The 24,162-nt window shown below is 69.7% G+C and carries 21 protein-coding genes and 1 tRNA gene; 6 read left to right on the top strand and 16 right to left on the bottom strand.

Features of this window, described 5'->3' with window-relative positions; translation table 11 throughout:
- Positions 1–64: 64 nt before the first annotated feature.
- The 4 genes from NQ152_RS02315 to NQ152_RS02330 all read right to left on the bottom strand — a co-directional run bounded on the left by NQ152_RS02315 (position 65) and on the right by NQ152_RS02330 (position 5,338).
- Complete coding sequence (locus NQ152_RS02315) at positions 65–2,767, bottom strand: HAD-IC family P-type ATPase (RefSeq protein ID WP_257522869.1); 2,703 nt, start codon at positions 2,765–2,767, stop codon at positions 65–67.
- Between the two features lie 16 nt (positions 2,768–2,783).
- On the bottom strand, positions 2,784–3,818 hold the full coding sequence (locus NQ152_RS02320; RefSeq protein WP_257522870.1) for a ribose-phosphate diphosphokinase: 1,035 nt from the start codon (positions 3,816–3,818) through the stop codon (positions 2,784–2,786).
- Positions 3,793–5,265, bottom strand: a complete 1,473-nt coding sequence (gene glmU / locus NQ152_RS02325; RefSeq protein WP_257522871.1) for a bifunctional UDP-N-acetylglucosamine diphosphorylase/glucosamine-1-phosphate N-acetyltransferase GlmU — start codon at positions 5,263–5,265, stop codon at positions 3,793–3,795. The genes NQ152_RS02320 and glmU overlap by 26 nt, the downstream gene beginning before the upstream one ends.
- Before the next feature lies 1 nt (position 5,266).
- Positions 5,267–5,338, bottom strand: a tRNA-Gln gene (locus NQ152_RS02330).
- A 102-nt stretch (positions 5,339–5,440) separates the two neighbouring features.
- On the opposite strand from NQ152_RS02330, the gene NQ152_RS02335 reads away from it, so the two are divergent.
- Genes NQ152_RS02335 through NQ152_RS02350 form a run of 4 tightly spaced genes read left to right on the top strand, consistent with a single transcriptional unit; the run spans position 5,441 to position 9,522 of the window.
- Entirely contained in the window at positions 5,441–5,938 is a 498-nt protein-coding gene (locus tag NQ152_RS02335) for a MarR family winged helix-turn-helix transcriptional regulator (protein ID WP_257502319.1), read from the top strand.
- A 34-nt stretch (positions 5,939–5,972) separates the two neighbouring features.
- Positions 5,973–7,475, top strand: coding sequence for an SDR family NAD(P)-dependent oxidoreductase (locus NQ152_RS02340; protein ID WP_374113546.1), 1,503 nt, complete (start codon positions 5,973–5,975; stop codon positions 7,473–7,475).
- Entirely contained in the window at positions 7,472–7,699 is a 228-nt protein-coding gene (locus NQ152_RS02345; protein ID WP_308209091.1) for a hypothetical protein, read from the top strand. Before NQ152_RS02340 ends, NQ152_RS02345 begins: the two co-directional genes overlap by 4 nt.
- A gap of 41 nt (positions 7,700–7,740) precedes the next feature.
- Positions 7,741–9,522 (top strand): ABC-F family ATP-binding cassette domain-containing protein, encoded by a 1,782-nt coding sequence (locus NQ152_RS02350; protein ID WP_257522872.1) that lies wholly within the window; start codon positions 7,741–7,743, stop codon positions 9,520–9,522.
- 102 nt (positions 9,523–9,624) lie between these two features.
- Here the strand turns inward: NQ152_RS02350 and NQ152_RS02355 are convergent, their stop codons facing one another.
- From NQ152_RS02355 to mgrA, 7 genes are all read right to left on the bottom strand, one after another.
- Positions 9,625–10,542: an ABC transporter substrate-binding protein gene (locus NQ152_RS02355; RefSeq protein ID WP_257502317.1), complete on the bottom strand. Its 918-nt coding sequence runs from the start codon at positions 10,540–10,542 to the stop codon at positions 9,625–9,627.
- A gap of 33 nt (positions 10,543–10,575) precedes the next feature.
- Positions 10,576–11,313: an ABC transporter permease gene (locus NQ152_RS02360; protein WP_257502316.1), complete on the bottom strand. Its 738-nt coding sequence runs from the start codon at positions 11,311–11,313 to the stop codon at positions 10,576–10,578.
- Positions 11,310–11,993 carry an ABC transporter permease gene (locus tag NQ152_RS02365; protein WP_257522873.1) on the bottom strand — a complete coding sequence of 228 codons (684 nt, stop codon included), beginning with the start codon at positions 11,991–11,993 and terminating at the stop codon, positions 11,310–11,312. Before NQ152_RS02365 ends, NQ152_RS02360 begins: the two co-directional genes overlap by 4 nt.
- Positions 11,990–12,811 (bottom strand): ABC transporter ATP-binding protein, encoded by an 822-nt coding sequence (locus NQ152_RS02370; RefSeq protein WP_257502314.1) that lies wholly within the window; start codon positions 12,809–12,811, stop codon positions 11,990–11,992. Before NQ152_RS02370 ends, NQ152_RS02365 begins: the two co-directional genes overlap by 4 nt.
- Positions 12,812–12,853: 42 nt before the next feature.
- Entirely contained in the window at positions 12,854–13,174 is a 321-nt protein-coding gene (locus NQ152_RS02375; RefSeq protein ID WP_257522874.1) for a DUF427 domain-containing protein, read from the bottom strand.
- A 176-nt stretch (positions 13,175–13,350) separates the two neighbouring features.
- Positions 13,351–14,274, bottom strand: coding sequence for a 4-(cytidine 5'-diphospho)-2-C-methyl-D-erythritol kinase (locus NQ152_RS02380; RefSeq protein ID WP_257502312.1), 924 nt, complete (start codon positions 14,272–14,274; stop codon positions 13,351–13,353).
- Positions 14,271–15,338, bottom strand: a complete 1,068-nt coding sequence (gene mgrA, locus NQ152_RS02385) for an L-glyceraldehyde 3-phosphate reductase (RefSeq protein WP_308209092.1) — start codon at positions 15,336–15,338, stop codon at positions 14,271–14,273. Before mgrA ends, NQ152_RS02380 begins: the two co-directional genes overlap by 4 nt.
- A 158-nt stretch (positions 15,339–15,496) precedes the next feature.
- Here mgrA and NQ152_RS02390 point away from each other — a divergent pair, with 158 nt between their 5' ends.
- Complete coding sequence (locus tag NQ152_RS02390; RefSeq protein WP_257522875.1) at positions 15,497–17,077, top strand: stealth family protein; 1,581 nt, start codon at positions 15,497–15,499, stop codon at positions 17,075–17,077.
- Here the strand turns inward: NQ152_RS02390 and NQ152_RS02395 are convergent.
- Together NQ152_RS02395 and rsmA are read right to left on the bottom strand one after the other, a co-directional pair.
- Positions 17,025–17,948, bottom strand: a complete 924-nt coding sequence (locus tag NQ152_RS02395; protein WP_257522876.1) for a phosphodiesterase — start codon at positions 17,946–17,948, stop codon at positions 17,025–17,027. The genes NQ152_RS02390 and NQ152_RS02395 overlap by 53 nt on opposite strands.
- A gap of 119 nt (positions 17,949–18,067) precedes the next feature.
- Entirely contained in the window at positions 18,068–18,907 is an 840-nt protein-coding gene (rsmA, locus tag NQ152_RS02400) for a 16S rRNA (adenine(1518)-N(6)/adenine(1519)-N(6))-dimethyltransferase RsmA (RefSeq protein ID WP_257522877.1), read from the bottom strand.
- A 129-nt stretch (positions 18,908–19,036) separates the two neighbouring features.
- Here rsmA and NQ152_RS02405 point away from each other — a divergent pair, with 129 nt between their 5' ends.
- Positions 19,037–20,500 carry a sugar porter family MFS transporter gene (locus NQ152_RS02405; protein ID WP_257502308.1) on the top strand — a complete coding sequence of 488 codons (1,464 nt, stop codon included), beginning with the start codon at positions 19,037–19,039 and terminating at the stop codon, positions 20,498–20,500.
- Positions 20,501–20,636: 136 nt separating this feature from the next.
- Here NQ152_RS02405 and NQ152_RS02410 read toward each other — a convergent pair whose 3' ends face one another.
- The 3 genes from NQ152_RS02410 to rsmI all read right to left on the bottom strand — a co-directional run bounded on the left by NQ152_RS02410 (position 20,637) and on the right by rsmI (position 24,130).
- Positions 20,637–21,530: a TatD family hydrolase gene (locus NQ152_RS02410; protein ID WP_257522878.1), complete on the bottom strand. Its 894-nt coding sequence runs from the start codon at positions 21,528–21,530 to the stop codon at positions 20,637–20,639.
- Positions 21,531–21,624: 94 nt separating this feature from the next.
- Positions 21,625–23,202 (bottom strand): methionine--tRNA ligase, encoded by a 1,578-nt coding sequence (gene metG / locus NQ152_RS02415; protein WP_257522879.1) that lies wholly within the window; start codon positions 23,200–23,202, stop codon positions 21,625–21,627.
- Positions 23,203–23,311: 109 nt separating this feature from the next.
- Positions 23,312–24,130 carry a 16S rRNA (cytidine(1402)-2'-O)-methyltransferase gene (gene rsmI, locus NQ152_RS02420; protein ID WP_257522880.1) on the bottom strand — a complete coding sequence of 273 codons (819 nt, stop codon included), beginning with the start codon at positions 24,128–24,130 and terminating at the stop codon, positions 23,312–23,314.
- Positions 24,131–24,162 lie beyond the last annotated feature (32 nt).

The raw sequence follows: 24,162 nt of genomic DNA on the forward strand, positions 1-24,162 counted from the left end.
GGTGCGGATGCGAGAACTGTTCCCGACCAACCTATGGAGCGTCGTTGAACGCAGCCTGAACAGGTCACCCCCGCCCGCGCCGGCCCCGGCGGAGCGCTTTGAGGGCCTCGATCGCCAGGAAGATGACGATCGACAGCGCGATCGGCGGGCCCCAAGACCACACCGCGAGCGGACGGGAGCCGAACAGGTCGTTCATGAACGGCACGTAGGTGTAGATGAGCTGGACCACCACCAGCGCGAGCGCCGACCACCACACCGCCGGGTTGCCGCGGACCACGTCGACGGTCAGGCTTGACCGGCTCAGGAACCGGCAGTTGAACAGATACGCGAGCTGTCCGAGCGCCAGCATCGCGACCGCTTCGGTGCGCGCGTAGGCGATATCGGTGCCGCCCGCGACCGCGCCGTAGAACACCCCGAGCGTGGCGCCGCCGATCAGCAGCGAGACGAGGAAGACGAACCCGAGCTCGCGGGCGGAGACGATCGACCCGCCGGGGGCGCGCGGCGGCCGGGTCATGATGCCCCGCTCGGCCGGTTCGTAGGCGAGAGCGAGCGAGAGCGTCAGCCCGGTCACCATGTTGACCCAGAGCACTTGCACCGGTGTGAGCGGCAGCGCGAGCCCGAACACGACCGCCACGAGGATGACCAGTGCCTGCGCACCGTTGGTGGGCAGCATGAACACCACGGACTTGCGCAGGTTGTCGTAGATCCGGCGCCCCTCGCGGACCGCCGCGCGGATGGTGGCGAAGTTGTCGTCCGCGAGGACGATCTCGGCGGCCTCCTTGGTCGCCTCGGTGCCCTTGATGCCCATCGCGATCCCGATGTCGGCCCGCGTCAGCGCGGGGGCGTCGTTGACCCCGTCCCCGGTCATCGCCACGACCTCGCCATGCGCCTGCAGACCGCGGACGATGCGGATCTTGTGCTCCGGGCTGGTGCGGGCGAAGACGTCGACGTCGCGGACCACCGCCTTCAGCTGCTCCTGCGTCATCGCCTCAAGTTCGGCCCCCGTGAGTACGCGCGCGTCGGCGTCGTGCACGATGCCCATCTCGCGGCTGATCGCCAGGGCGGTGCCGGCGTGGTCGCCGGTGATCATCTTCACGCGGATGCCGGCGGCGTGGCAGTCCGCGATCGCGTCGACGGCCTCCGGGCGTGGCGGGTCCAGGATGCCCCAGACGCCCAGGAACTCCAGTCCGTGCAGATCGTCCAGGCTGACCACCTCGCGGGTCCGATCCACCGGCAGGCGGGCCGCTGCCAGCACCCGCAGCCCTGCGCCGCCCAGCTCTGCGACCTCGGCATCCCAGCGCTCCACGTCCAGCGGCTCCCGGCCAGCCGCACCGCGCTGGCTCGTCGATCGCTCCAGCAGACGGTCCGGCGCCCCCTTCACCAGAACGGCGCGCGAGCCGTCCGCTGCCTCGTCCAGGGTCGCCATGAGCTTGTGCGCCGAGTCGAACGGCACCACATCGACCCGCCGGATGCCGGCGGAGCTGACACCGCCTTTCAGCGCGACGACCTTCAGCGCGCCTTCCGTGGGCTCCCCGACCAGGCTCCAGCCCCCGTCCGCGGTGTCGCGGACCAGATGCGCGTCGTTGCACAGCGTCGCGACCGACAGCATGGCCGCCACGTCTGCGGCGGGCGGCTGCCCGTGGTCGGCGAGGATCTCGCCGTCCGGGTCGTAGCCCAGGCCGGTGACCTCGTAGTCGCCGACGGGTGTGACGATGCGCCGCACGGTCATCTCGTTCTTGGTCAGCGTGCCGGTCTTGTCCGAGCAGATCGTGGTCACCGAACCCAGCGCTTCGACGGCCGGCAGCTTGCGGGTGATGGCGTTCTGACGCGCCATCTGCTGCACGCCGATCGCCAAGGTGATCGTCACCAGCGCGGGCAGCCCTTCCGGGATGGCTGCCACCGCGAAGCCGATCGTCGCCGAGATCAGCTCGGCGAACGGCATCCCGTGCCCGAACCGTCCGATCACGAGCATGAGCACCGCCATGCCGAGGATGACCAGCGTGAGCTTCTTGCCGAAGTCATCCAGCTGCTTGGTCAGCGGGGTGGCCAGGGAGCCGGCATCCCCGACGAGTTCCTGGATCTTTCCGATCTCGGTCGCGGTGCCGGTTCCGGTCACGATCCCCCGGCCCTGCCCGGCAGAGACGATGGTGCCGGAGAAGGCCATGGAGGCTCGGTCTCCGACGCCGGCCTCCAGGGGCACCGGGTCCACCGCCTTGGATGCGGGCACGGATTCGCCGGTCAACGCGGACTCGTCGATGCGCAGCTGGACCGCCTGGAAGAGGCGCACATCCGCCGGCACCTTGTCGCCCGGGGCCAGGCGGATGACATCGCCCGGCACCAGCTCAGCAGCGGGCACGGTCATCCACCGACCATCGCGACGGGCGCGAGCGTCGGCGGAGAGCATTCCGCGGATGCCGGCGAGCGCCGACTCTGCGCGGCCTTCCTGGGCGAAGCCGATCACGGCGTTGATGACCGCCACGGTGATGATCACCCAGAAATCCAGCCAGTCGCCCATGATCGCCTTGACGGCAGCAGCGCCCAGCAGGATGTAGATCAGCGTGTCGTTGAAGTGCATCAGGAAACGCAGGATCGCGGGTCTGCGCGGCGGCGGGGGCAATTCGTTGCGCCCGACGTCCTGCAGACGCGCTGCCGCCTCGACGGCGGTCAGACCCGCGGTGTCCGTGCGCAGTGCGCGCTCGACCTCCGGCACCGTCCGTGCGAACGGACGATCGACGACCAGGGTCGCTGCCTGTGCCGGGAGTGTCATGGATGCACCCGCCGCGCTATGCGGCCCCGTCGAACATGCTCGTGACCGACCCGTCTTCGAACACCTCGTGGATGGCCCGAGCCAGCAGCGGCGCGATCGGCAGGATCGTCAGCGCGGGGAACAGCTTGTGCTCCGGGATCGGCACGGTATCGGTGACGACCACTTCGTCGATGGCCACCGACTGCAGGCGCTCCGAGGCCGGGTCGCTGAAGATCGCATGCGTGGCCGCGACGATGACGCGTTCGGCGCCGCTCTTCTTGAGCGCCTCCGCGGCCTTGACGATCGTGCCGCCGGTGTCGATCATGTCGTCGACGAGGAGGCAGACCCGGCCCTCCACCTGACCGACGATCTCGTTCACGGTGACCTGGTTGGCGACCTTCGGGTCGCGACGCTTGTGGATGATCGCGAGCGGGGCGCCGAGGCTGTCAGACCAGGTGTCGGCCACCCGCACGCGGCCGGTGTCCGGCGAGACCACGGTCAGCTTTGCGCGGTCCTCCGGCGGGAGCGTGCGCTGGAAGTACTCCAGCAGCACCGGCTTGGCGAAGAGGTGGTCGACGGGGCCGTCGAAGAACCCCTGGATCTGCGCGGCGTGCAGGTCGACGCTCATCACGCGGTCTGCTCCGGCGGTCTTGAGCAGATCCGCGACCAGACGCGCGCTGATCGGCTCGCGCCCGCGGCTCTTCTTGTCCTGGCGCGAGTACGGGTAGTACGGCGCGACAACGGTGATCCGCTTCGCGGACGCGCGCTTGGCCGCATCCAGCATGATCAGCGTCTCCATGAGCCACTCGTTGACCGGCGGGCCGAAGCTCTGGATCAGGAAGAAGTCGCAGCCGCGGATGGACACCTCGAACCGGGTGAGGATCTCGCCCGACGCGAAGGTGCGGTACTCGGTGGGCACCAGCTCGGTCCCGATGGCCGCGGCGACGTCCCTGGAAAGTGCCGGGTGCGAGCGCCCACCGGCGACGACCAGGCGCTTCTTCGTCTTGGCCACCAGACCGGGGGCGATGTCGTTATCGCGATCGAGATCAACCGTTTTCCGCTTGCGCGCCATCGTCTGCCTTCTGTGCCGACCGGGCCTTGGCCGCGACGTCCGCCGCGCCGGTTCCCGCTCTGTTGGTCTCGACCCATCCCTCGACGTTGCGTTGGGGGGCCACGCTGAGCGCCAGTGCCCCGGGCGGCACGTCCTTTCGGATCACCGCGCCGGCTCCGGTCTTCGCGCCTGCTCCGATCCTAACGGGCGCCACGAACACGTTGTGCGACCCGGTGTGGACCTCGTCGCCGATCTCGGTGCGGTGCTTGGTGAGATCGTCGTAGTTGGCGGTGATCGCCCCGGCCCCCAGATTCACGCCCGTGCCGATCGTGGTGTCGCCGATGTAGGACAGGTGCGGCACCTTGCTGCGCTCGCCGATCGTGGAGTTCTTGGTCTCGACGAACGTGCCGATCTTGCCCCGGTCGCCCAGGACGGTGTTCGGCCGCAGGTACGCGAACGGGCCGACCGTGGCGCCGGCGCCGATGACGGCCAGAGTCGCATCGGTGCGCGTCACCGATGCGTTCTCGCCGACCTCGCAGTCCACCAGGCTGGTGTCCGGCCCGACCGTGGCGCCGGCGGCGATCGAGGTCGCGCGGAGGATGTGCGTGTTCGGCAGCACCGTGACATCCGGCGCGAGCGATGCGGTCACATCGATCCAGGTGGTGGCCGGGTCGAGGATCATCGCCCCCTCCAGCTGCCACCTGCGCACCGTGCGGGCGTTCAGCAGCCGCGCCGCTTCGGACAGCTGGACGCGATCGTTCACCCCGAGCGCGGCGGTCGCCTCCGTCGCCTGCGAGACACCCACCGTCAAGCGCGAATCGCGCAGCAGCGCCACCACGTCCGTCAGGTAACGCTCGCCCTGGGCGTTGGCGCTGCCGACCAGGGCGATGTGCCGGCGCAGCGGCTCCGCCTGGAACACGTACACCCCCGCGTTGATCTCGGTGACGGATGCCTCATCGTCGGTGGCGTCCTTCTGCTCGACGATGCGCTGCACGCCTCCGGCCGAGTCGCGGATGACACGGCCGTATCCGGTCGGGTCGGCCACGACGGCGCTGAGCACGGTGGCCGCGGCACCGCTCTCGCGGTGGGTGCGGATCAAGCGCGCCAGAGTCTGGTCATCCAGCAGCGGCACATCGCCGCTGAGCACCAGCACATCGCCGCTGAAGTCGGGCAGCTGAGCCAGTGCCACCTCGACGGCGCGACCCGTGCCGGGGACCTCGTCCTGATCGACGACCACGATCTCCGGTGAGATGTCCAGGACGACATCGGCGACGAGGTCGCGCTCGTGCCGGACCACGACCAGCACCTTCTGCGGGTCGAGCGCGCGCGCGGTGTCCAGGACGTGGCCGAGCAGCGGACGCCCGCCGATCCGGTGCAGAACCTTCGGCAGACTCGATTTCATCCGCGTGCCCTGACCCGCGGCGAGGATGATGACGGCCAGCTGGGGCGCGGTGATGTTCTCGGACATGCTCCGCCGCCAGGATTCGAACCTAGACCTAACAGCTCCAAAGGCTGTCGTGCTGCCATTACACCACGGCGGACCGCGACCCCCGCCTGCACAGGGAGCGGCCGCCCGATAAGTCTGCCAGACGCCCGCTGAAGCTCCGCGTGCCGGCGGGGCGGCCGACCACGATAATGAGGACATGGCTCAGGAGACGGACGAGGTCGACCGGATCGTCGGAGCGTGGACGGCGCAGCGTCCCGACCTGGACTTCTCGCCGCTCGAGGTGCTCTCGCGCGTCGATCGGCTCTCCCGCCACCTGGACCGTGCCCGTCGCGACGCCTTCCGCCGCAGCGACCTCGAGCCGTGGGACTGGGACGTGCTGTCCGCCCTGCGCCGCGCCGGCGAGCCTTTCCAGCTGAGCCCGAAGCAGCTGCTGCAGCAGACACTGGTCTCCAGCGGAACGATGACCAACCGCATCGACCGACTGGTCGGACGAGGTCTCGTGCACCGTGAGGCCGACCCGGACGACGGGCGCAGCATCCTGGTGACCCTCACCGAGGACGGCCGGATCCGCGTGGATGCCGCCATCACCCGCCTCGTGGACGCGGAGGCTCTGCTGCTGGCCTCACTGTCCCGCTCGGATCGCGAGCGTCTGGCGGGACTGCTGCGCAAGCTCAGCCTGGGGTTCGACGTCTGAGGGGACGCACAGGCGTCCGGGCGTAGAATTCTGTGTGCCCTTCTCCGATCAGCGACCCGCCTCGCCCGCGCCCGAATCCGCCGATCACGGCCCCAGCGGCATCGACCCGTCCGAGTTGGCGATCACGCTGCGGGTGCTTGCGCAGCTGGACGAGGTGGATCAGCAGCATCCCGACTACCGGACCGTGCGGCACGCCACGGCGAACATGTTCAAGTCGGCCAAGAAGGTGCGACGGCTGGAGAAGCGCGCGCTCATCGCCGACGCGGACCGCTCGGTGGTCGCGGCCACCGCCACCGGCGCACCCGACCGGATCGATGACGAGACGCGCGGCATTCCGCTGGCGATCACCTCCGGCTCGTCTTCGGCGGGGACGCTGATCAAAGCGCGCGCCTGCTATATCTGCAAGCAGCCGTACACGCACGTGGACGCGTTCTACCACCAGCTGTGCCCGACCTGCGCGGCGATGAGCCACGCCAAGCGGGACGCGCGCACGGACCTGACCGGCCGCCGCGCGCTGCTGACCGGAGGCCGCGCCAAGATCGGCATGTACATCGCCCTGCGGCTGCTCCGCGACGGCGCGCACACGACGATCACGACGCGCTTCCCCCGCGACGCCGTGCGCCGCTTCACCAGCCTGCCCGACTCGGCGGAGTGGATCGACCGGCTCCGCGTGGTGGGAATCGACTTGCGCGATCCTGCCCAGGTGATCGGCCTGGCCCAATCCGTGGCCGCGCAGGGACCGCTGGACATCCTCATCAACAACGCCACCCAAACGGTGCGACGCTCTCCCGGCGCGTACCAGCCCCTGGTCGACGCGGAGCTGGCGCCGCTGCCGGACGGCCCGCTGCCCGAGCTGGTGACCTTCGGGCACACCAACGATGCCCACCCGCTCGCCCTGGCCCAGTCCGTCAGCGCACATCCGATCCTGGCCGCGGCGGCCACGCGTGCCGAAGAGCTGACCGAGCAGGCGATGGCTGCCGGCTCGAGCTCGCTGGACCGTCTCGCCGCCGGAACGGCGATCGACGCCGGGGGGCTGCTGCCGGACCTGGAGGACTCGAACTCGTGGACTCAGCACGTGCAGCAGGTGGATCCGCTGGAGATGCTGGAAGTGCAGCTGGCCAACACCACCGCCCCGTTCCTGCTGGTATCGCAGCTGCGTCCGTCGCTGGCGGCCAGTCCGGCCCGGCGGACATACGTGGTGAACGTGAGCGCCATGGAGGGCGTGTTCGGTCGCGGGTACAAGGGTCCGGGCCACCCGCACACGAACATGGCCAAGGCGGCCGTGAACATGCTGACCCGCACCAGCGCCCGCGAGATGTTCGAGACCGACGGCATCCTGATGACCAGCGTCGACACCGGCTGGATCACCGACGAGCGCCCGCACCCCACGAAGGTGCGCCTCGCCGAGGAGGGCTTCCACGCGCCGCTGGACCTCGTAGACGGCGCAGCGCGCGTGTACGACCCGATCGTGCGCGGCGAGGCCGGCGAGGACATCTTCGGCGTCTTCCTGAAGGACTACGCGGTCGGCAGCTGGTGAACCCGGCCGAGTTCCTGCGGCACGCGCCGATCGGCACGCGCGTCGTGGTCCGCTCCCTGCTCGAGGACGGCGGGGCAACGGACGCGCTCGGCTATCTGCGATCGAAGGATGCCGACGCCGTCGTCGTGGAGACCCGGCGCGGGCGCGAATCCGTCGCCCTGGCGGCCGTGATCGCGGCCAAGGCGGTGCCGCCGCCGCCGGCTCCGCGGGTCCGCCGCACCTAGCGGCGGCAGGCCAGGCGCCCGCCGCCGCTTAGGCTGGGAGGATGGCCCATCTCCTCGGCGGCGAGCACCTGCACGTGGAGTTCCCCGCGAAAGTCGTCCTGGACGACGTGACCGTGGGAGTCGACGGCGGCGACCGCATCGGCATCGTCGGACGCAACGGCGACGGCAAATCCACCCTCATGAAGGTGCTGACCGGCCGGCTGCAGCCCGACTCCGGCCGTGTCACGATGCGCGGGGGCGTGCGGGTCGGGATGCTGGCCCAGGACGACGACCTGCCCGACGACGAGACCGTGCGCCACGCGATCGTCGGCGATCGCCCGGAGCACGAGTGGCTCGGTGACGCACGCGTGCGCGACGTGCTGGACGGTCTGCTGCGGGACGTGCCGCTGGACACCGTCGTGTCCGCCCTGTCCGGCGGTCAGCGCCGACGGGTGGGGCTGGCCCGTCTGCTCGTGGGCGACTGGGACGTCATCGCCCTGGACGAGCCCACCAACCACCTGGACGTGGAAGGCATCGCCTGGCTCGCCGAGCACCTCGCGCAGCGGTGGGCGCGCAACGCGGGCGGCCTGCTGCTGGTCACCCACGATCGGTGGTTCCTGGATGCCGTGTGCACGCGCATGTGGGAGGTCCACGACGGCACGGTCGATCCGTTCGAGGGCGGTTACGCCGCGTACGTGCTGCAGCGTGTCGAGCGACAGCGCCAGTCCAACGTGGCCGAGACCAAACGCCGCAACATCCTCCGCAAGGAACTGGCGTGGCTGCGCCGCGGGGCGCCGGCGCGCACCTCCAAACCGAAATTCCGCATCGAGGCGGCCACCCAGCTGATCGAGGACGAGCCGCCGCCGCGTGACAACGTGGAACTGGCCAAACTCGCCACCGCACGCCTCGGCAAGGACGTCGTGGACCTGCTCGACGCCGGCGTGGACTACGGCGCCGGTCCGATCCTCAAGGACGTCGAGTGGCGCATCGCGCCTGGCGAACGCACCGGCATCCTGGGACCGAACGGTGCCGGCAAATCGACGCTGCTGGGCCTGGTGGCCGGGACGGTGGAGCCGACGTCCGGACGTGTCAAGCGCGGCAAGACGGTGAAGGTGGCCACCCTGAGCCAGCGCCTGACCGAACTGGATCAGTACGCGGACGAGCGGGTCCGGGACGTGCTGGCGCTGCAGAAGACCTCGTACGTCACGGGCGGCAGGGAACTGACTCCCACCCAACTGCTGGAACGGCTCGGGTTCCGCTCCTCGGAGCTGTCCACGCCGGTGCGCGACCTCTCCGGCGGGCAGAAGCGGCGCCTGCAGCTGCTGCTGGTGCTGCTGGACGAGCCGAACGTGCTGATCCTGGACGAGCCGTCCAACGATCTGGACACGGACATGCTCGCCGCCCTCGAGGACCTGCTGGACTCATGGCCCGGAACGCTGCTGGTCGTCTCGCACGACCGGTACCTGATCGAGCGCGTCACCGACCAGCAGTACGCGATCGAGGGGCAGGGCATGCGGCACCTGCCGGGGGGTGTCGAGGAGTACCTGCGCCGCCGCGCGGCCGCACGCGATGCGCCCGCCGCGGCGCTCTCGTCGTCGCCGGCCACCGGCGCCGGCCTGGCCGGGGCCGACCGGCGCGCCGCCGAGAAGGAGCTCAGCGCGATCGAGCGGCAGATGACGAAGCTGACGCAGCGGATCGCGGCCGCGCACGCCGACCTGGCTGCGCACGACCAGTCGGACTACGTCGCGATCGGCAAGCGGAACGCTCAGCTGCAGACGATGAAAGCCGACCTCGGCGACCTCGAGGAGCGCTGGCTCGAGCTCGGCGAATCGCTCGGCCACTGACCGGTCCTGCCTGCACCGCGAGACGGGATAGGCGCCGCGAGCCCGAGTCCGTGGATCCCGGTCTGGTGGCGCGTATCCCGTCTCGCGGGCGGTCGCCGCGGCTTAGATCAACCCGTTCTCAGTGAGCCACTGCGTGGCGATCTCGTCGGGGTTCAGCTCATCGACAGTGCTCTGGACGTTGAGCGCCACCAGCCCCTCGGGCGTGAGCGCGGCGCTGATCGCGTTGAGGATCTCTGCGGCACCATCCGGCAGCTCGCCGCTCACGAGCGGAACGACGTTCGAGGCGAGGAACAGTCCCTCGGGGTCTTCGAGGACCACGAGGTCGTTCGTCTGGATGGCCGGGTCGGCCGTGTAGATGTTCGCGACCTGGATCGTGCCGGCCAGCAGCGCGTCCAGCGTGGTGGTCGCCGTCGGCGAGAACCCGACGGTCACCCCGTAGGTCTCGAGCAGCCCGCTGGGGCCGTACGGGCGTTCGGCCAGCTCGGGCGGTCCACCCAGCGTCAGCGCCGTGCTGACGCTCGCCAGGTCGCCGATCTCCACCAGCGAATTCGCGTCGGCGAACGCCTTGGTCACCGTGTACGAGTCCTGATCCGTGGCGGTGGACTGCTCGAGCACGGACAGCCCCTCCGGCAGCACGTCCGGCAGCGCGGCGTAGACGTCCTCGGAGGTGCGCGCCTCGGTCTCGGGGTCGAAGAACTGGAGGAGGTTTCCGGTGTACTCGGGGATGAGCGTGATCTCGCCGGATTCCACGGCGGGCATGTAGCTGTCGCGTTGGCCGGCGTTGAATCCGTCGCGCGAGACCTCGAAGCCGGCGTTCTCGAGCGCCTGCGCGTAGATCTCGGCGATGATCGCGTTCGAGTAGTACTCGGCCGAGCCGATGGCGATCACGTCGCCGCCGGCTTCCGCGGCTCCGGTGTCGTCCGCGAGCGGGTCACCCGACGAGCAGCCGGTCGCGACGAGCGCGACGCCCGCCAGAATGGCCGCGGCGAACGCGACCCGGGACTTGCGTGCTGTGAACATGATGTTTCCTTCGGGGTTGGGGACTGTGTGACTTCAGGCGCGAGCGGTGGCGGCCGCGCGAGCGGTCGCCGATCTGTTCGGACGAGAACGATCTTCGGATTGCGCGGCACGGATGCCGGCCGGCTCGGAGGCGCGCTGCAGCAGCGCGAAGACGCCGTCCAGGACGAGGGCGAGCGCGGCGACGAGCAGCGCGCCGCCCAGGACCACCTCGAATCGTCGCAGCGGGATGCCGGCCAGGATGTACTGCCCCAGCCCGCCGAGGTTGACGTAGGCGGCGATCGTGACGGTCGCGACGACCTGGAGCGTGGCCGAGCGCAGACCGGCGATCAGCAGGGTCAGGCCCAGCGGGGCCTCCACGCGCCAGAGGATCTGCCACTCGGTCATGCCCATCGATCGCGCGGCGTCGATCACCCTGCGGTCGATCGCCTCGAATCCCGCGTACGCCCCCGCGAGGATCGACGGGATCGCCAGGAGGACGAACGTGATGACCGCCGCCTCGGTGGTGCGCAGCACTCCGATGAGCAGCACCAGCAGCACGAGCAGACCGAACGACGGGATCGCCCTGGCCGCACCCGAGAGCGCGACTGCGACGTCACGGCCTTTTCCGGTGTGGCCGATCAGCCAGCCCAGCGGGATGGCGATCGCCGCCGCGATCAGCACGGAGAGGAAGGTGTAGAACAGCTGCTGAGCGAGGGCCACCGGGATGGGCGCGAGGCCGCGGCCCGGATCGCCCGAGAAGATCCACGAGATCGCATCGACGATGAGGTTCACGCGACGCTCACCTCCAGCGCGGGCGCGCCGCGCCGCGCGCGCCGCCGCTGCGTCCGCGTCCACGGCATCAGCACCCGCCCGGCCACGATCAGCAGGCCGTCGATCACCAGGGCGATCAGCAGCACGGCGAGGATGCCGGCGAGGACCTCGGGGATGATGCGGCGCTGCGAACCGTTCGTGAACAGGTATCCGAGATTGGTGATGCCGATCAGGGCGCCGACGGTGGCCAGAGCGATGGTGCTGACGGCCGTGACCCGCAGACCCGCGAGGATGACCGGGCCGGCGAGCGGGAAGTCCACGGCGAAGAAGCGGCGGCCGGCGCCGTAGCCCAGCGCCGTCGCCGCCAGTCTCGTCGACGTGTCGACCGAGGCCAGCCCATCAGCGACCGAACGGACCATCAGCGCGATGGCGTAGATCGTCAGCGCGAGGATCAGGTTGATCTCGCTGAGGATCGGGGTGCCCAGCAGCACCGGCAGGATGGGCAGCAGGGCGAGCGACGGGATGGTGTACAGCAGTCCGGTGACGGCCAGGATGCCGCCTCGCGCGGCGCGGTAGCGCCAGGCCAGCCAGCCCAGCGGAACCGACAGCACGAACCCCAGGACGAGCGCGATCACGGACTGGCGCAGGTGCACCAGCGCCAGCTCCCAGATCAGATCGAGGTTCTGTCCGACCCAGTTCACGCGGTGCCTCCCACGATCGCCCCCTGGGTGCGCCCGTCGCTGTCGACCACCACCGTCCCGCGCTCGGTCTGCTTGAGCGTCAGCGCCCGCCGGCCGCGGTCGGTGCCGATGAAGCTCGCCACGAAATCGTCGGCGGGGTCCTCGATGATCTGACTGGGCGAGCCGACCTGCGCGATGCGGGCGCCCTTCTGCAGGATCACCACCTGATCGCCGAGGAGGAACGCCTCGTCGATGTCGTGCGTGACGAACACGACCGTCTTGCCCAGTTCGCGCTGCAGCCGGATCAGCTCCTGCTGCAGGTCGGCCCGCACGATCGGGTCCACCGCACCGAACGGCTCATCCATCAGGAGGATGTTCGGGTCGGCGGCGAGCCCGCGGGCCACGCCCACGCGCTGCTGCTGCCCGCCGGACAGCTGACTGGGGTAGCGTCCCGCCAGTGCCCGGTCCAACCCGACGGTGTCCAGCAGGGCGAGAGCCTGCTCGCGCGCCCGCTTCTTGGGCACGCCGCTGAGCACCGGGACCGTGGCGACGTTGTCCAGGACGGTGAAATGCGGCATCAGCCCGGAGTTCTGCATCACGTAGCCGATTCGCCGACGCAGCTTGACGGCATCCTGTGTCAGGATGCTGTCACCGTCGATCTCGATGTCCCCGCCCGTCGGCTCGACCATCCGGTTGATCATCCGCAGGAGCGTCGTCTTGCCGCAACCGGATGAGCCGACGAAGACCGTGGTTTTGCGGGACGGGATGACGAGGTTGAAGTCCTCGACGGCGCGCGTGCCGTCGGGGAACTCCTTGGAGGCGGATCGGAATTCGATCACGGCGCCTGCTCCATCAGGTGGCGAACTCGCTCATCGACGTGTTCACTGCCCGGGATGGGGTGAGGCCGCGACTTCGACTTCCTTCCAGAACGCGATGTGACCGGAGAAGTCCTTGCCGACCCGTTCGATCGCGCTGGGGTACGGCTCGGGATAGCTCCATGCCCGGTCCTGGAGGACGCCGTCGTCGCCGACCACCGAGTAGTACTGGCATTCGCCCTTCCACGCGCAGGTGTACGGGGTCGGGCTCTCCTGCAGATACTCGTGGTTGACGCTGTCCGGAGGGAAGTACCAGTTGCCTTCGATCCGGATGAGGTCATCGTCTTCGGCCTCGGCGATCACGGTGCCGTTCAGTCGCGCCTGCATGGATTTCCTTCCAGGAAACGCGTCCTCGGTGCAGGGCAGCGCTTCGGGGCTCGTCACAGCGGCCGGGGTCCCGACCGCCTTCGAGCGTAGCGAACCCCACGGACACTGGGCCCGAAGTGGCGCAGTTCGCACGGACGTGGTCGCAGCGCACCGTCCGGACGGACGTCCGGCGTCAGCTAAGCCAGACGCGCACCGTGCACCGGCCCGTGGACGTGCAGGGCGCGGTACCCGGCCGCCGAGAGGACGACCTGCAGTTCCAGAGCCGACTCCGGGTCGCTCGCCAGGAAGGCCAGCGTCGGCCCCGACCCGGAGACCAGTCCGACCAGCGCGCCGGCCTCCTCGCCGAGTTCGAGCGCGTCCCTCAGCGGGGGTCGCAACGAGAGTGCGGCAGTCTGCAGGTCATTGCGTGCCCGCTCGGCCAGCGAGACCGGATCGCCCGCGCGCAGGGCCTGCAGCACGCCGGGAGGGACGGCGGGAGTACGGGGGGCGCGGAGGACGTCGGGATTCATCCGCAGCACGTCCAGATGCGCGTACACCTCCGGGGTGGACAGGCCGGCGTCGGCCGGGACCACGACCCAGTCGAACCTGCCCTTCGCCAACGCCGGACTGAGCTGGTCGCCGCGACCGGTGCCGATCGCGGTGCCGCCCATCAGCGCGAACGGGACATCCGCACCCAATCGTGCGGCCAGCTGGTGCAGCTGCGCAGTGCCGAGGTCGGCGCCCCACAGGGCATCGCACGCCACAAGTGCGGCCGCGGCATCCGCCGAGCCCCCGCCCATGCCCCCGGCGACGGGCACGTGCTTGACGATCTCCAGATGCACGCCTCCGGCGTAGCCGATCTTCTGCGCGACCAGCCGAGCGGCGCGCAGCGCCAGGTTGCGGTCGTCGGCCGGGACGCCGGAGAGATCGACGGTTCCGGAGACGGTGACCGAGAAGTCCTCGGCCGATTCGGCCCACACGTCCTCGTACAGCGAGACGGCCTGATAGGCGGAGGCGACCTCGTGATAGCCGTCCTCCTGCGCGTCGCCCACCTCGAAGAAGAGGTTGAGCTTTCCCGGCGCGCGTGCATGGACGCGGCCGGTGGCGGCGGGCGAACTCACAGCTGGGTCGACTCCGCCCACAGGTCCACGGCGATGTCGTCCGAGAGCATGTCGATCTGCTCGAGCTCCTCGGTCGAGAATGCCGGGCCCTTCAGCGCGGCGATGTTCTCATCCAGCTGTTCGGTCCGCGATGCGCCGATCAGTGCCGAGGAGACCACCGGGTCGCGCAGCACCCACTGGATCGCCAGCTGGGCGAGGGTCTGTCCGCGTTCCTTCGCGATGACATCCAGCGCACGCAGCGTCGCGAGCCCGTGCTCGGAGAGCGTCGAGTGCGGCAGGGAGGATCGCTGCTGGGCGCGCTCGGCCGTGCCGTCGCCGAGGTACTTGCTCGTCAGCAGGCCTTGAGCCAGCGGGGTGAAGGCGATCGCACCCATGCCCTCCTGCGTGAGCACACCGGTCAGTCCGTCCTCGACCCACCGGTTCAGGATGGAGTAGGCGGGCTGGTGGATCACCAGCGGCGTACCCAGGCTGCGGGCCACGGCTGCCGCGGTCGCGGTGCGCTCGGCGCTGTACGAGGAGATGCCGACATACAGTGCCTTGCCCTGCCGCACAAGCGTGTCCAAAGCGCCGATCGTCTCCTCGATCGGCGTGACGGCATCCACGCGATGCGAGTAGAAGATGTCGACGTAGTCCAGGCCCATCCGGGTCAGGGACTGGTCGGCGCTGGCGAGGATGTACTTGCGCGAGCCCAGGTCGCCGTACGGTCCCGGCCACATGTCCCAGCCGGCCTTCGAGGAGATGATCAGCTCGTCGCGGTACGGACGGAGATCCTCGCGCATCATGCGACCGAAGTTGGTCTCGGCGCTGCCGTGCGGAGGTCCGTAGTTGTTGGCCAGGTCGAAGTGCGTGATGCCCTTGTCGAACGCGTGGCGCAGAAGCTCGCGCTGCCGGTCGAACGGGATGTTGTCGCCGAAGTTCCACCACAGTCCCAGTGAGAGCGGCGGCAGGTACAGCCCGGACGCGCCGACCTGCCGATAATCCGTCGCGGAATACCGGTCTGCGGCCGCCGTGTACGGACGGTGGATGTCTCGAATGTCGGAGCGGAAACGCGATGCATCGGTCACGCCCCGAGCCTAGCCCCGGCAGGCCGCGCGGTCACGGGATGCCGGATCAGCCCGCGTCGGGCGGGATGCAGGTCCGAGTGGCGGTGTCAATGCCCTGCTGCCGGAAACGTCGCCGAAACCGAAGCGGATTAGAGTGGGTCTCTTCCCTAGGAGGCCCTATGGCGACGCTGGCCGCTCTGCCCGCTCACCCCCGCAGCTGGACCGCTCTGCTCGAGCGCGACGACATCGTCCTGGATCAGGGCGTGCTGCGGCTGCGCCATGAGCACACCACCCCTCAGGAGGCGCGCACCGCGGACCTCCTGCTCACCGCACAGGCCCTCGAAGCCGCCGGTGTACCGGTGCTGCTGATCCGGCACGACCTGCGCACCCTCGCCCTGGTCGTGGACCTCGCGCACGCCGAGAACGCCTTGGCCGCCCTGGGCGGCGTCCCGGAGCCGCTGTACGTGAAGCGCAAGGCGCAGGCGCCGATGCTGGTCGCCGACGTGGATGCCGCATCCTCCGCACCGACCTCGATCCGCGTGTATCGCCCGCGGATCAGCGCGACGGGCGGCTTGCGCTACAACCACGAGCTCGGCATCCGTCTGGAGTTCTGGCGTTTCGGCGAGGAGCTCGTGGAGGCGCCGCACGACAACGCGCTGACCCGGCGATTCACCCCGACGCCGGACCTGTCCTTCACCGAGGTGGAGCGCTGCGGGCGCCGGTGGCGCACGATCAGCGGCATGTTCGACGTGCATCCGGCCGAGGTCACCGAGGACGTGGACATGGTCTTCTCGTGGGTGGACGGGTCCTCCAACGATTTCCAGCGCCAGCGCGCGGCGCAGATGGCCGAGTACGTGGTCGGCGAGGGCGATGACGGACCGGCGCGATACCGTCACGTCGACGAGCTGCGCTATGCGCTGCGCAGCGTGCACATGTACGCGCCCTGGGTCCGGCGGATCTTCATCGCCACCGACTCCCCCGCGCCGGCCTGGCTGCTGGATCACCCGCGCGTGACCATCGTGCGCAGTGAGGAGTTCTTCGCCGACACCTCGGTGCTGCCGATCCACAACTCCCACGCCGTCGAGGCGCAGCTGCACCGCATCGACGGGCTGGCCGAGCATTTCCTCTACTCGAACGACGACATGTTCTTCGGCCGCTCCGTCGATCCCGAGCTGTTCTTCTCGGCGGCAGGCCTGACCCGGTTCGTCGAGTGCGGCGTGCGGATCGGCGCGGGGCCGACCTCGCCGAGCCGCAGCGGTCACGACAACGCCCTCCGCATCAACCGCGATCTGCTCAGGCAGCGGTTCGGCCGCACCATCACCCGGGATCTGGAGCACTGCGCGACGCCATTGCGCCGCAGCGTCCTGGCCGAGCTCGAGCGCGAGTTCGCCGCGGACTTCGCCCGCACTGCCGCCTCGCGCTTCCGCTCGGCGACCGACATCTCGGTGACCAACAGCTTGTACCACTACTACGCGCAGTTCACCGGGCGCGCCGTGGCCACCACGCGGCCGCACGTGCGCTATATCCAGACCACGCTGGCCGCGTCGCTGGCCGGCATGGAGCGTCTGGCCCGCCGGCAGGACGTCGACATGTTCTGCTTGAACGACGGCGGCGAGGCGGAGATGCCCGAGGAGCTGCGCGTGCGCACCCTCACCGACATCCTGCAGCGCATGTTCCCGATTCCGGCTCCGTGGGAGCGGACGGACGTCAGCGCAGAACGGGAATCGGCTCCGTCGGCGGAGCGGACCGTCGCAGGTTGAACGGCAGCACACCGGCATCCTTGAGGCGGCGCCGCGCCTCGAGGGCGTCGATGTGCTCGAGGGTGTGCGGGGCGTCGACCGGCACGACCGAGTGCACCACGGTGTCGTCGTAGACGTGCACCAGATTGAACGCCTGGGCACCGTCCTGGGGACGGGTTCCGCCGACCGGGACGGTCAGATCCTGCGCGTAGCAGGTCGATGAGGCGACCGACACGGGGATGCCCGCGAACGTCGCGAAGGTCGAATAGTGCAGGTGCCCGGCGATGATCGTTCGCACGTCGGTCCCGCGCAGCACGCGCGCCAGGCGGCTCTGATCGCGAAGCTCCACACTGCTGGCCAGGGGAAGCACGCTGGGCACCGGCGGATGATGCATGGCCAGGATGCTCCCCAGCGGCGCCGGGGTGGAGAGCACATCGGACAGCCACGCCAGCTGCGCATCGCTGATCTCGCCGTGATGGAAGCCGGGGACGCTGGAGTCGAGGGTCACCAGCCGCAGCCCGTCCAGCTCATCCACCCGGTCGACGGGCAGCGGGTCGGCGCCGGGACGCTCGTCGAGCAGGCGCGTCCGGAACTGGGCACGATCATCGTGGTTTCCCATGACCCAGAACACCCTGCTGCCCAGGCGCTGGGCGAACGGTTCGATGAGCCGGCGCAGCTCGGAGTACGCCGCGCCCTCGCCGAGATCGGCCAGATCGCCGGTGAAGACGATGCCATCCGGGGCGATCCCGGATGCTTCGATGACGCCGAGAGCACGCGTGAGACGATCGGTCGCATCGACTAGGTCGAACAGACGTGAACCCGCCGCGCGCAGATGTGTATCGCTCAGGTGCAGCAGGACGCGCTCGGGCGCCGGATACTCCGCGGTGTGCATGGGACCTCTCCCTCGGCGCCGACGGCGCGCATCCACCACTGTGGCGAACCCAGGCAAATGTTACCGGGATGTTTCGTGAACACCCTGGGACCGGCGCGCGAACAGTTCCGAATCGGGACCTAGGAGGCCCGGGCGATGCGCAGGAACTCTTCGACGCCGAGTTCCTCGCCGCGCGCAGTGGGTGCCACTCCGGCTTTCTCCAGAACGACGGATGCCGCGGCCGCTGAGCCGAACACCCCCGACACGGCCTGCCGCAGCATCTTGCGCCGCTGCTGGAACGCGGCATCCACGATCTGGAAGGTGCGCAGCCGTTCGGCTTCGGTCCCCCGCAGCTGCGCATCGCGGCTGAACGCGACCAGCACGCTGTCCACGTTCGGCACGGGCCAGAACACCTGACGCGAGACCGTGCCGGCCAGCCGCCACGGGCCGTACCAGGCGGCCTTGACGCTGGGTGCGCCGTAGATCTTGGAGCCCGGCGCGGCGGCGAGCCGCTCGCCGACCTCTGCCTGCACCATTACCACGCCCCGCTGGATTCCCGGGAAGGTCTCCAGCAGGTGCAGCAGCACCGGCACCGAGACGTTGTAGGGCAGGTTGGCCACCAGAACAGTGGGGTCGCCGGGCAGGGAGGTGATCCGGAGTGCGTCCGCGTCCACGACCTCGAGCATTCCCTCCGGCACGCCGTGCGCGGCGGCCGTCTGCGGCAGGCGTGCGGCCAGGCGGTGGTCGATCTCGACGGCGGTCACCGACGCGCCCGTCTCGAGGATCGCCAGGGTCAGCGAGCCCAGCCCCGGGCCGACCTCGACCACGCGCTCGCCGGGCTGCACCCGGGCGACGGACACGATGCGCCGGACGGAGTTGGCGTCGACGACGAAGTTCTGACCCAGTTTCTTGGTCGGGGTCAGATCCAGTTCGGAGGCCAGCGCGCGGATCTCGGCCGCGCCGAGAAGTGTCACGGGCATGGGTTCCAGCCTAGCCGGGCGAGGGTGCGCGCCCGCGTCCGCCAGCCCTTGACAGGGCCGCGCCGGGCGCGCAAGTGTGGGCGCAGCGGACGAGGACGCCCGCAGCAGGTTCGAACGAGGAGGCCCCCCGTGAGTTCGGCCCAGACATCCGATCCCCACATCACCGTCCCCATCACGCGCGTCATTCTGGTCGCAGCCACCGCCGCTCTCGGCGGGTTCCTGTTCGGCTTCGACACGGCCGTGATCAACGGCGCCGTCAGCGCCATCGGCGAGCAGTTCAACGCCGGCCCGTTCCTGCTCGGCTTCGCCGTCGCGTCGGCCCTGATCGGCTGTGCGGTCGGCGCCTGGTTCGCCGGGCGCATCGCCGACCGGTACGGCCGCATCCGGGTCATGCTCATCGCAGCGGCGCTGTTCATCATCAGCGCGCTGGGCTGCGGCTTCGCGTTCAGCATCTGGGATCTGTCGTTCTGGCGCGTGGTCGGCGGCCTCGGGGTGGGCGCGGCATCCGTCATCGCACCGGCCTACATCGCCGAGGTCTCGCCGCCCGAGCACCGCGGGCGGCTCGGGTCGCTGCAGCAGATGGCGATCGTCAGCGGCATCTTCGTCGCGCTGCTGACCGACGCGGCGATCGTGGCGACCGCAGGAAGCTCGACCGAACCCTGGCTCCTGGGCGCCGAGGCGTGGCGATGGATGTTCGTCTCCGCGGTGATCCCGGCCCTAATCTACGGGGCCCTCGCGCTGACCATCCCGGAGTCGCCGCGCTACCTCATCGCGCGCGGCGAGATGAAGCGCGCCAAGGACGTCCTCACCCGCTACGTGGGCGGGCACGTCGAGAAGACCACGACCGACATCCTCAAGACCGTCGAGGGCAAGTCCGACCGGCCGCGCTTCTCGATCCTGCACGGGTCGAAATTCGGGTTGCTGCCGATCGTCTGGGTCGGCATCGGCCTGTCCGTGCTCCAGCAGTTCACCGGCATCAACGTGATCTTCTACTACTCCTCCACGCTGTGGCAGGCGGTCGGCTTCACCGAGCAGGACTCGCTGACCATCACCGTGATCACCTCGGTGACCAACATCGTCACCACGGTGGTCGCGATCCTGCTGATCGACAAGGTCGGACGCAAGCCGCTGCTGCTGGTCGGCGCGATCGGACAGTTCGTGTGCCTCGCCGTGCTGGCGGTGGTCTTCGCCACGGCGCCGATCGTCAACGGCCAGCCGATGCTCGAGGGCGCCGCGGGAACCACTGCGCTGCTGGCGGCGAACCTGTATGTCGTGTTCTTCGGCGCATCCTGGGGGCCGGTGGTCTGGGTGCTGCTGGGCGAGATGTTCAGCAACCGCATCCGCGCGGTCGCGCTCTCGGTCGCCGCGGCGGCGCAGTGGGCGGCCAACTTCGTCATCTCGACCACGTTCCCGGCGCTGGCATCGGTCGGACTGGGCCTGGCTTACGGCGTGTACACGTTCTTCGCCTTGGTCGCCATCTTCTTCGTGCTCAGGTTCGTGCGCGAGACGAAGGGTCGCACCCTGGAGTCGATGACCGACACGGAGCCGGCTAGGGCCGCGAAGACCCCGAAGCCGGCGAAGACCGCCGAGTAGGGAGCAGATCCGACCCATGACGAACAACAAGCCCGAGCACGAGAGGGTCCGCGAGGAGCGTGAGGCAGCGCAGCGGGAGAAGGACCGCCTGGAGGAACAGGAGCAGAAGCGCCTCGACGATCAGGACGAGTAGCCCTCAGTCCGCGAAGGACCCGTAGACCTCGAGGGTGTTGGCGGCCAGCTGCGCGCACAGCTCGTCCAGTTCGATCTCGAGCTGGACTGCCAGAAAGCGCACCGTCACCGGGACCAGATATGGCGCGTTGGGGCGACCGCGGTGCGGGGTGGGGGTCAGGAACGGCGCGTCCGTCTCGACCAGGATCCGATCCCGCGGCGTGACCTTGAGCGCGTCGCGGAGGTTCTGCGCGTTGCTGAAGGTCACGTTTCCCGCGAAGGACAGGTAGTACCCGCGCTCCGCGCACCGGGTGGCCATCGCGGCGTCGCCGGAGAAGCAGTGGAAGACGGTGCGCTCGGGTGCTCCGACCCGCTCCAGGGTCTCCAGGACCGCGTCGTGGGCGTCACGGTCATGGATCTGCATCGCGATGCCGTGCGTCTTGGCCAGCTCGATGTGCGCCTCGAATGAGCGGAACTGTGCGGCGAACCCTTCCTGCTCGGTGCGGAAGAAGTCCAGGCCGGTCTCGCCGATCGCGCGCACGCGCGGCTGAGCGGCCAGCTCGTCGATGACGGCGATCGCGGCATCCAGCTGCCCCGCGGCCTCGTACGCGGGGGCCTCGTTCGGGTGGATCGCCACCGCCGCCAGCACCCGGGGGTGGGATGCCGCGGCCCACGCCGACCAGCGGCTCGAGTCGATGTCACCGCCCGCCTGCACCACCCCGGCCACTCCGACCGCCGCCGCCCGCGCGAGCTGCTGGTCCAGGCTCAGCGGCTCGTCGCCATCGGCGATCTCCAGGTGCGCGTGGTTGTCGTAGACGGCCACCGGCAGCGGCGCCGGCGCGGCGGGCCGGCGGATGTCGCGCTTGCCGTCGTTGTGGCGCTCGCGCACGTACGCGCTGGGGTCGGCCGGCTCACTCATGCGTGTCCCGAAAAGCGGTGCCTGAGGCCCCCGCGGGCAACAACATCGGGGACACGGAGCTGCGGAAGTGGGGACACGGATGCTGCCGCTTTCGTCACACGCTCTGCTCGACGCGCGGGAACAGGGGCGCCAGCGCGCTCACCGAGGCGCCGGGCGGCAGGATGCCCCAGCGTCCCGCCTCGCGGATCGGCTGGTCCTGCAGACGGCCGAGCGTGTCGGCGGCGCCCAGCGCGACCCACAGCTTCTCGCTGGCGATCGGCGTCACCGGGGAGATCAGCACCGCCATGGCACGCAGCCCTTCCGCGGCGGTGTACAGCACTGTGCCCAGGCGGACGCGCTGCGCGTCGTCCTTGGCCAGCACCCACGGCTCGTTCTCGGTGATGTAGCCGTTCAGTGCGTCCACGATCGTCCAGATCGCGGCGATGGCCTCGTCGATGCGGAACCGCGCCATGGCCGCGTCGGCAGCGGCTGCGGCGTCGGCCACGGTCCGCTGGATCGCCAGGTCCTGCTCGGTGTACTCCCCCGCCGGCGGCACGATGCCCTCGAAGTACCTGTCGATCATCGCCGTCGTGCGCGAGGCGAGGTTGCCGAACCCGTTGGCCAGTTCCGCCTGATAGCGCGCGGACAGGTCCTCCCATGAGAACGAGCCGTCCTGTCCGAACGCGATCGCGGAGAGGAAGTAGAAGCGGTAGGCGTCCGAGCCGAACACATCCGTGATCTCGCTCGGGGCGATGCCGGTGAGCTTCGACTTGGACATCTTCTCCCCGCCGACCAGCAGCCAGCCGTGCGCGAAGACGCCCCTGGGCACCTCGACGCCGGCGGCCATCAGCATCGCCGGCCAGATCACCGCGTGGAAGCGCAGGATGTCCTTGCCGACGACGTGATAGGCCGGCCAGCGGCGGGCGAACTCCTCAGGATCGGACCCGTAGCCCACCGCGGTGGCGTAGTTCAGCAGCGCATCCACCCACACGTAGATCACGTGCGACTCGTCCCACGGCACCTTGATGCCCCAGTCGAACGTGGACCGCGAGATCGACAGGTCCTTCAGTCCCTGCTTGACGAAGGAGACCACCTCGTTGCGGGCGGATTCGGGCCGCACGAAGTCGGGCACCGTGCGATACAGCTCCAGCAGCCGGTCCTGGAACTCGCTGAGCTTGAAGAAGTAGTTCTTCTCCTGCAGCAGCTCCAGCGGCTTGGAGTGGATCACGCAGACCTTCAGACCCTCGAACGGGCCGGTGCCGTCGACGATCTCGGACTCGGTCTTGAACTCCTCGCACCCGACGCAGTAGAGCGCCTCGAACTCGCCCGCGTAGATGTAACCGCGGTCGTAGATCGCCTGGACGAACTTCTGCACGCGCTCCTCGTGCCGCTCCTGCGTGGTGCGGATGAAGTCGTCGTTGGCCACGTTCAGCGTCTCGAGCATCGGATGCCATGACTCGGCCACCAGCCGGTCCACCCACTCCTGCGGCGTCGCACCGTTGGCTGCGGCGGCACGGAGCATCTTCTGTCCGTGCTCGTCGGTGCCGGTCAGCATCCAGGTGTCATCGCCGGCCTGGCGGTGCCAGCGGGCCAGCGTGTCCACCGCCACGGTGGTGTAGCCGTGGCCGATGTGGGGCACGTCGCTCGGATAGTAGATCGGCGTCGTGATGTAAAAGGATTCCCCGGTGCTCACCAGGAGATTCTAGTTGGGCTCAACGCGGCCTTCCCCCCGCGTGACGGCATGGACGCCGCGCGACGGGGTGCGTCGGCGTCGGTCTCGTGGCGCCGATCCGCTCTCGCGGTCAGTTCTTGACCGCGAGAGCGGCCTGGTACAGCTCGCGCGAGGAGTGCCCGGTGTGACCGGACACCTCGCCGGCGGCATCCTTGAGCCGCGTGCCGGTGCGCACCAGCTCGAGTACCTGGGTGACCGCATCCGGAAAGGAGATCTGCGCGGCCGGGGCGCCCTCCACCACCAGGACCAGCTCGCCGCGCACCCCAGCGGCGGCCCACTCGGCCAGAGATCCGGCGGTTCCGCGGACGACCTCCTCGTAGAGCTTGGTCAGCTCGCGGCACACGGCCACGCGGCGCTCGGCGCCCAGCGCCGCGGCGATGTCGGTGAGGGATGCCGCGACCCGCGCCGCCGATTCAAAGAAGACCATCGTCCGCCGCTCCGTGGCCAGCGCGCGCAGGGCGGCCCGGCGGTCTCCGGCCTTGCGCGGCAGGAAGCCCTCGAACGTGAACCGGTCGGTGGGAAGACCCGACACCGCCAGTGCGGCCAGCACCGCGCTGGGACCGGGGATCACGGTGACCTGAACGCCGGCTGCCACGGCGGCGGCCACCAGCCCGTATCCCGGGTCGCTCACCGTGGGCATGCCGGCGTCGCTGAGAACGAGCAGGTCCTGTTCCCGGGCGAGGGTGACCAGTTCGGCGGCACGCTCCTTCTCGTTGTGATCGTGCAGGGCGATCAGCCGCGGGCGGTTGGCCACGCCCAGACCCGCCAGCAGCCGTTGCGTGGTGCGGGTGTCCTCCGCCGCGATCACGGTCGCCGATTCCAGGGCTTCCACCAGGCGACGCGACGCGTCGCCGAGGTTGCCGATCGGGGTCGCAGCCAGGATGATCACGGTCCCACCTTAGGCTGGTGCCTGTGCCGGCG

The organism is Microbacterium sp. zg.B48, from assembly GCF_024623505.1.
Lineage (GTDB): Bacteria > Actinomycetota > Actinomycetes > Actinomycetales > Microbacteriaceae > Microbacterium.

Coding starts and splice junctions, on each gene's coding strand:
- NQ152_RS02315 (WP_257522869.1), bottom strand. CDS start 2,767: ATGACACTCCCGGCACAGGCAGCGACCCTGGTCGTCGATCGTCCGTTC.
- NQ152_RS02320 (WP_257522870.1), bottom strand. CDS start 3,818: ATGGCGCGCAAGCGGAAAACGGTTGATCTCGATCGCGATAACGACATC.
- glmU (WP_257522871.1), bottom strand. CDS start 5,265: ATGTCCGAGAACATCACCGCGCCCCAGCTGGCCGTCATCATCCTCGCC.
- NQ152_RS02335 (WP_257502319.1), top strand. CDS start 5,441: ATGGCTCAGGAGACGGACGAGGTCGACCGGATCGTCGGAGCGTGGACG.
- NQ152_RS02350 (WP_257522872.1), top strand. CDS start 7,741: ATGGCCCATCTCCTCGGCGGCGAGCACCTGCACGTGGAGTTCCCCGCG.
- NQ152_RS02355 (WP_257502317.1), bottom strand. CDS start 10,542: ATGTTCACAGCACGCAAGTCCCGGGTCGCGTTCGCCGCGGCCATTCTG.
- NQ152_RS02375 (WP_257522874.1), bottom strand. CDS start 13,174: ATGCAGGCGCGACTGAACGGCACCGTGATCGCCGAGGCCGAAGACGAT.
- NQ152_RS02390 (WP_257522875.1), top strand. CDS start 15,497: ATGGCGACGCTGGCCGCTCTGCCCGCTCACCCCCGCAGCTGGACCGCT.
- NQ152_RS02395 (WP_257522876.1), bottom strand. CDS start 17,948: ATGCACACCGCGGAGTATCCGGCGCCCGAGCGCGTCCTGCTGCACCTG.
- rsmA (WP_257522877.1), bottom strand. CDS start 18,907: ATGCCCGTGACACTTCTCGGCGCGGCCGAGATCCGCGCGCTGGCCTCC.
- NQ152_RS02410 (WP_257522878.1), bottom strand. CDS start 21,530: ATGAGTGAGCCGGCCGACCCCAGCGCGTACGTGCGCGAGCGCCACAAC.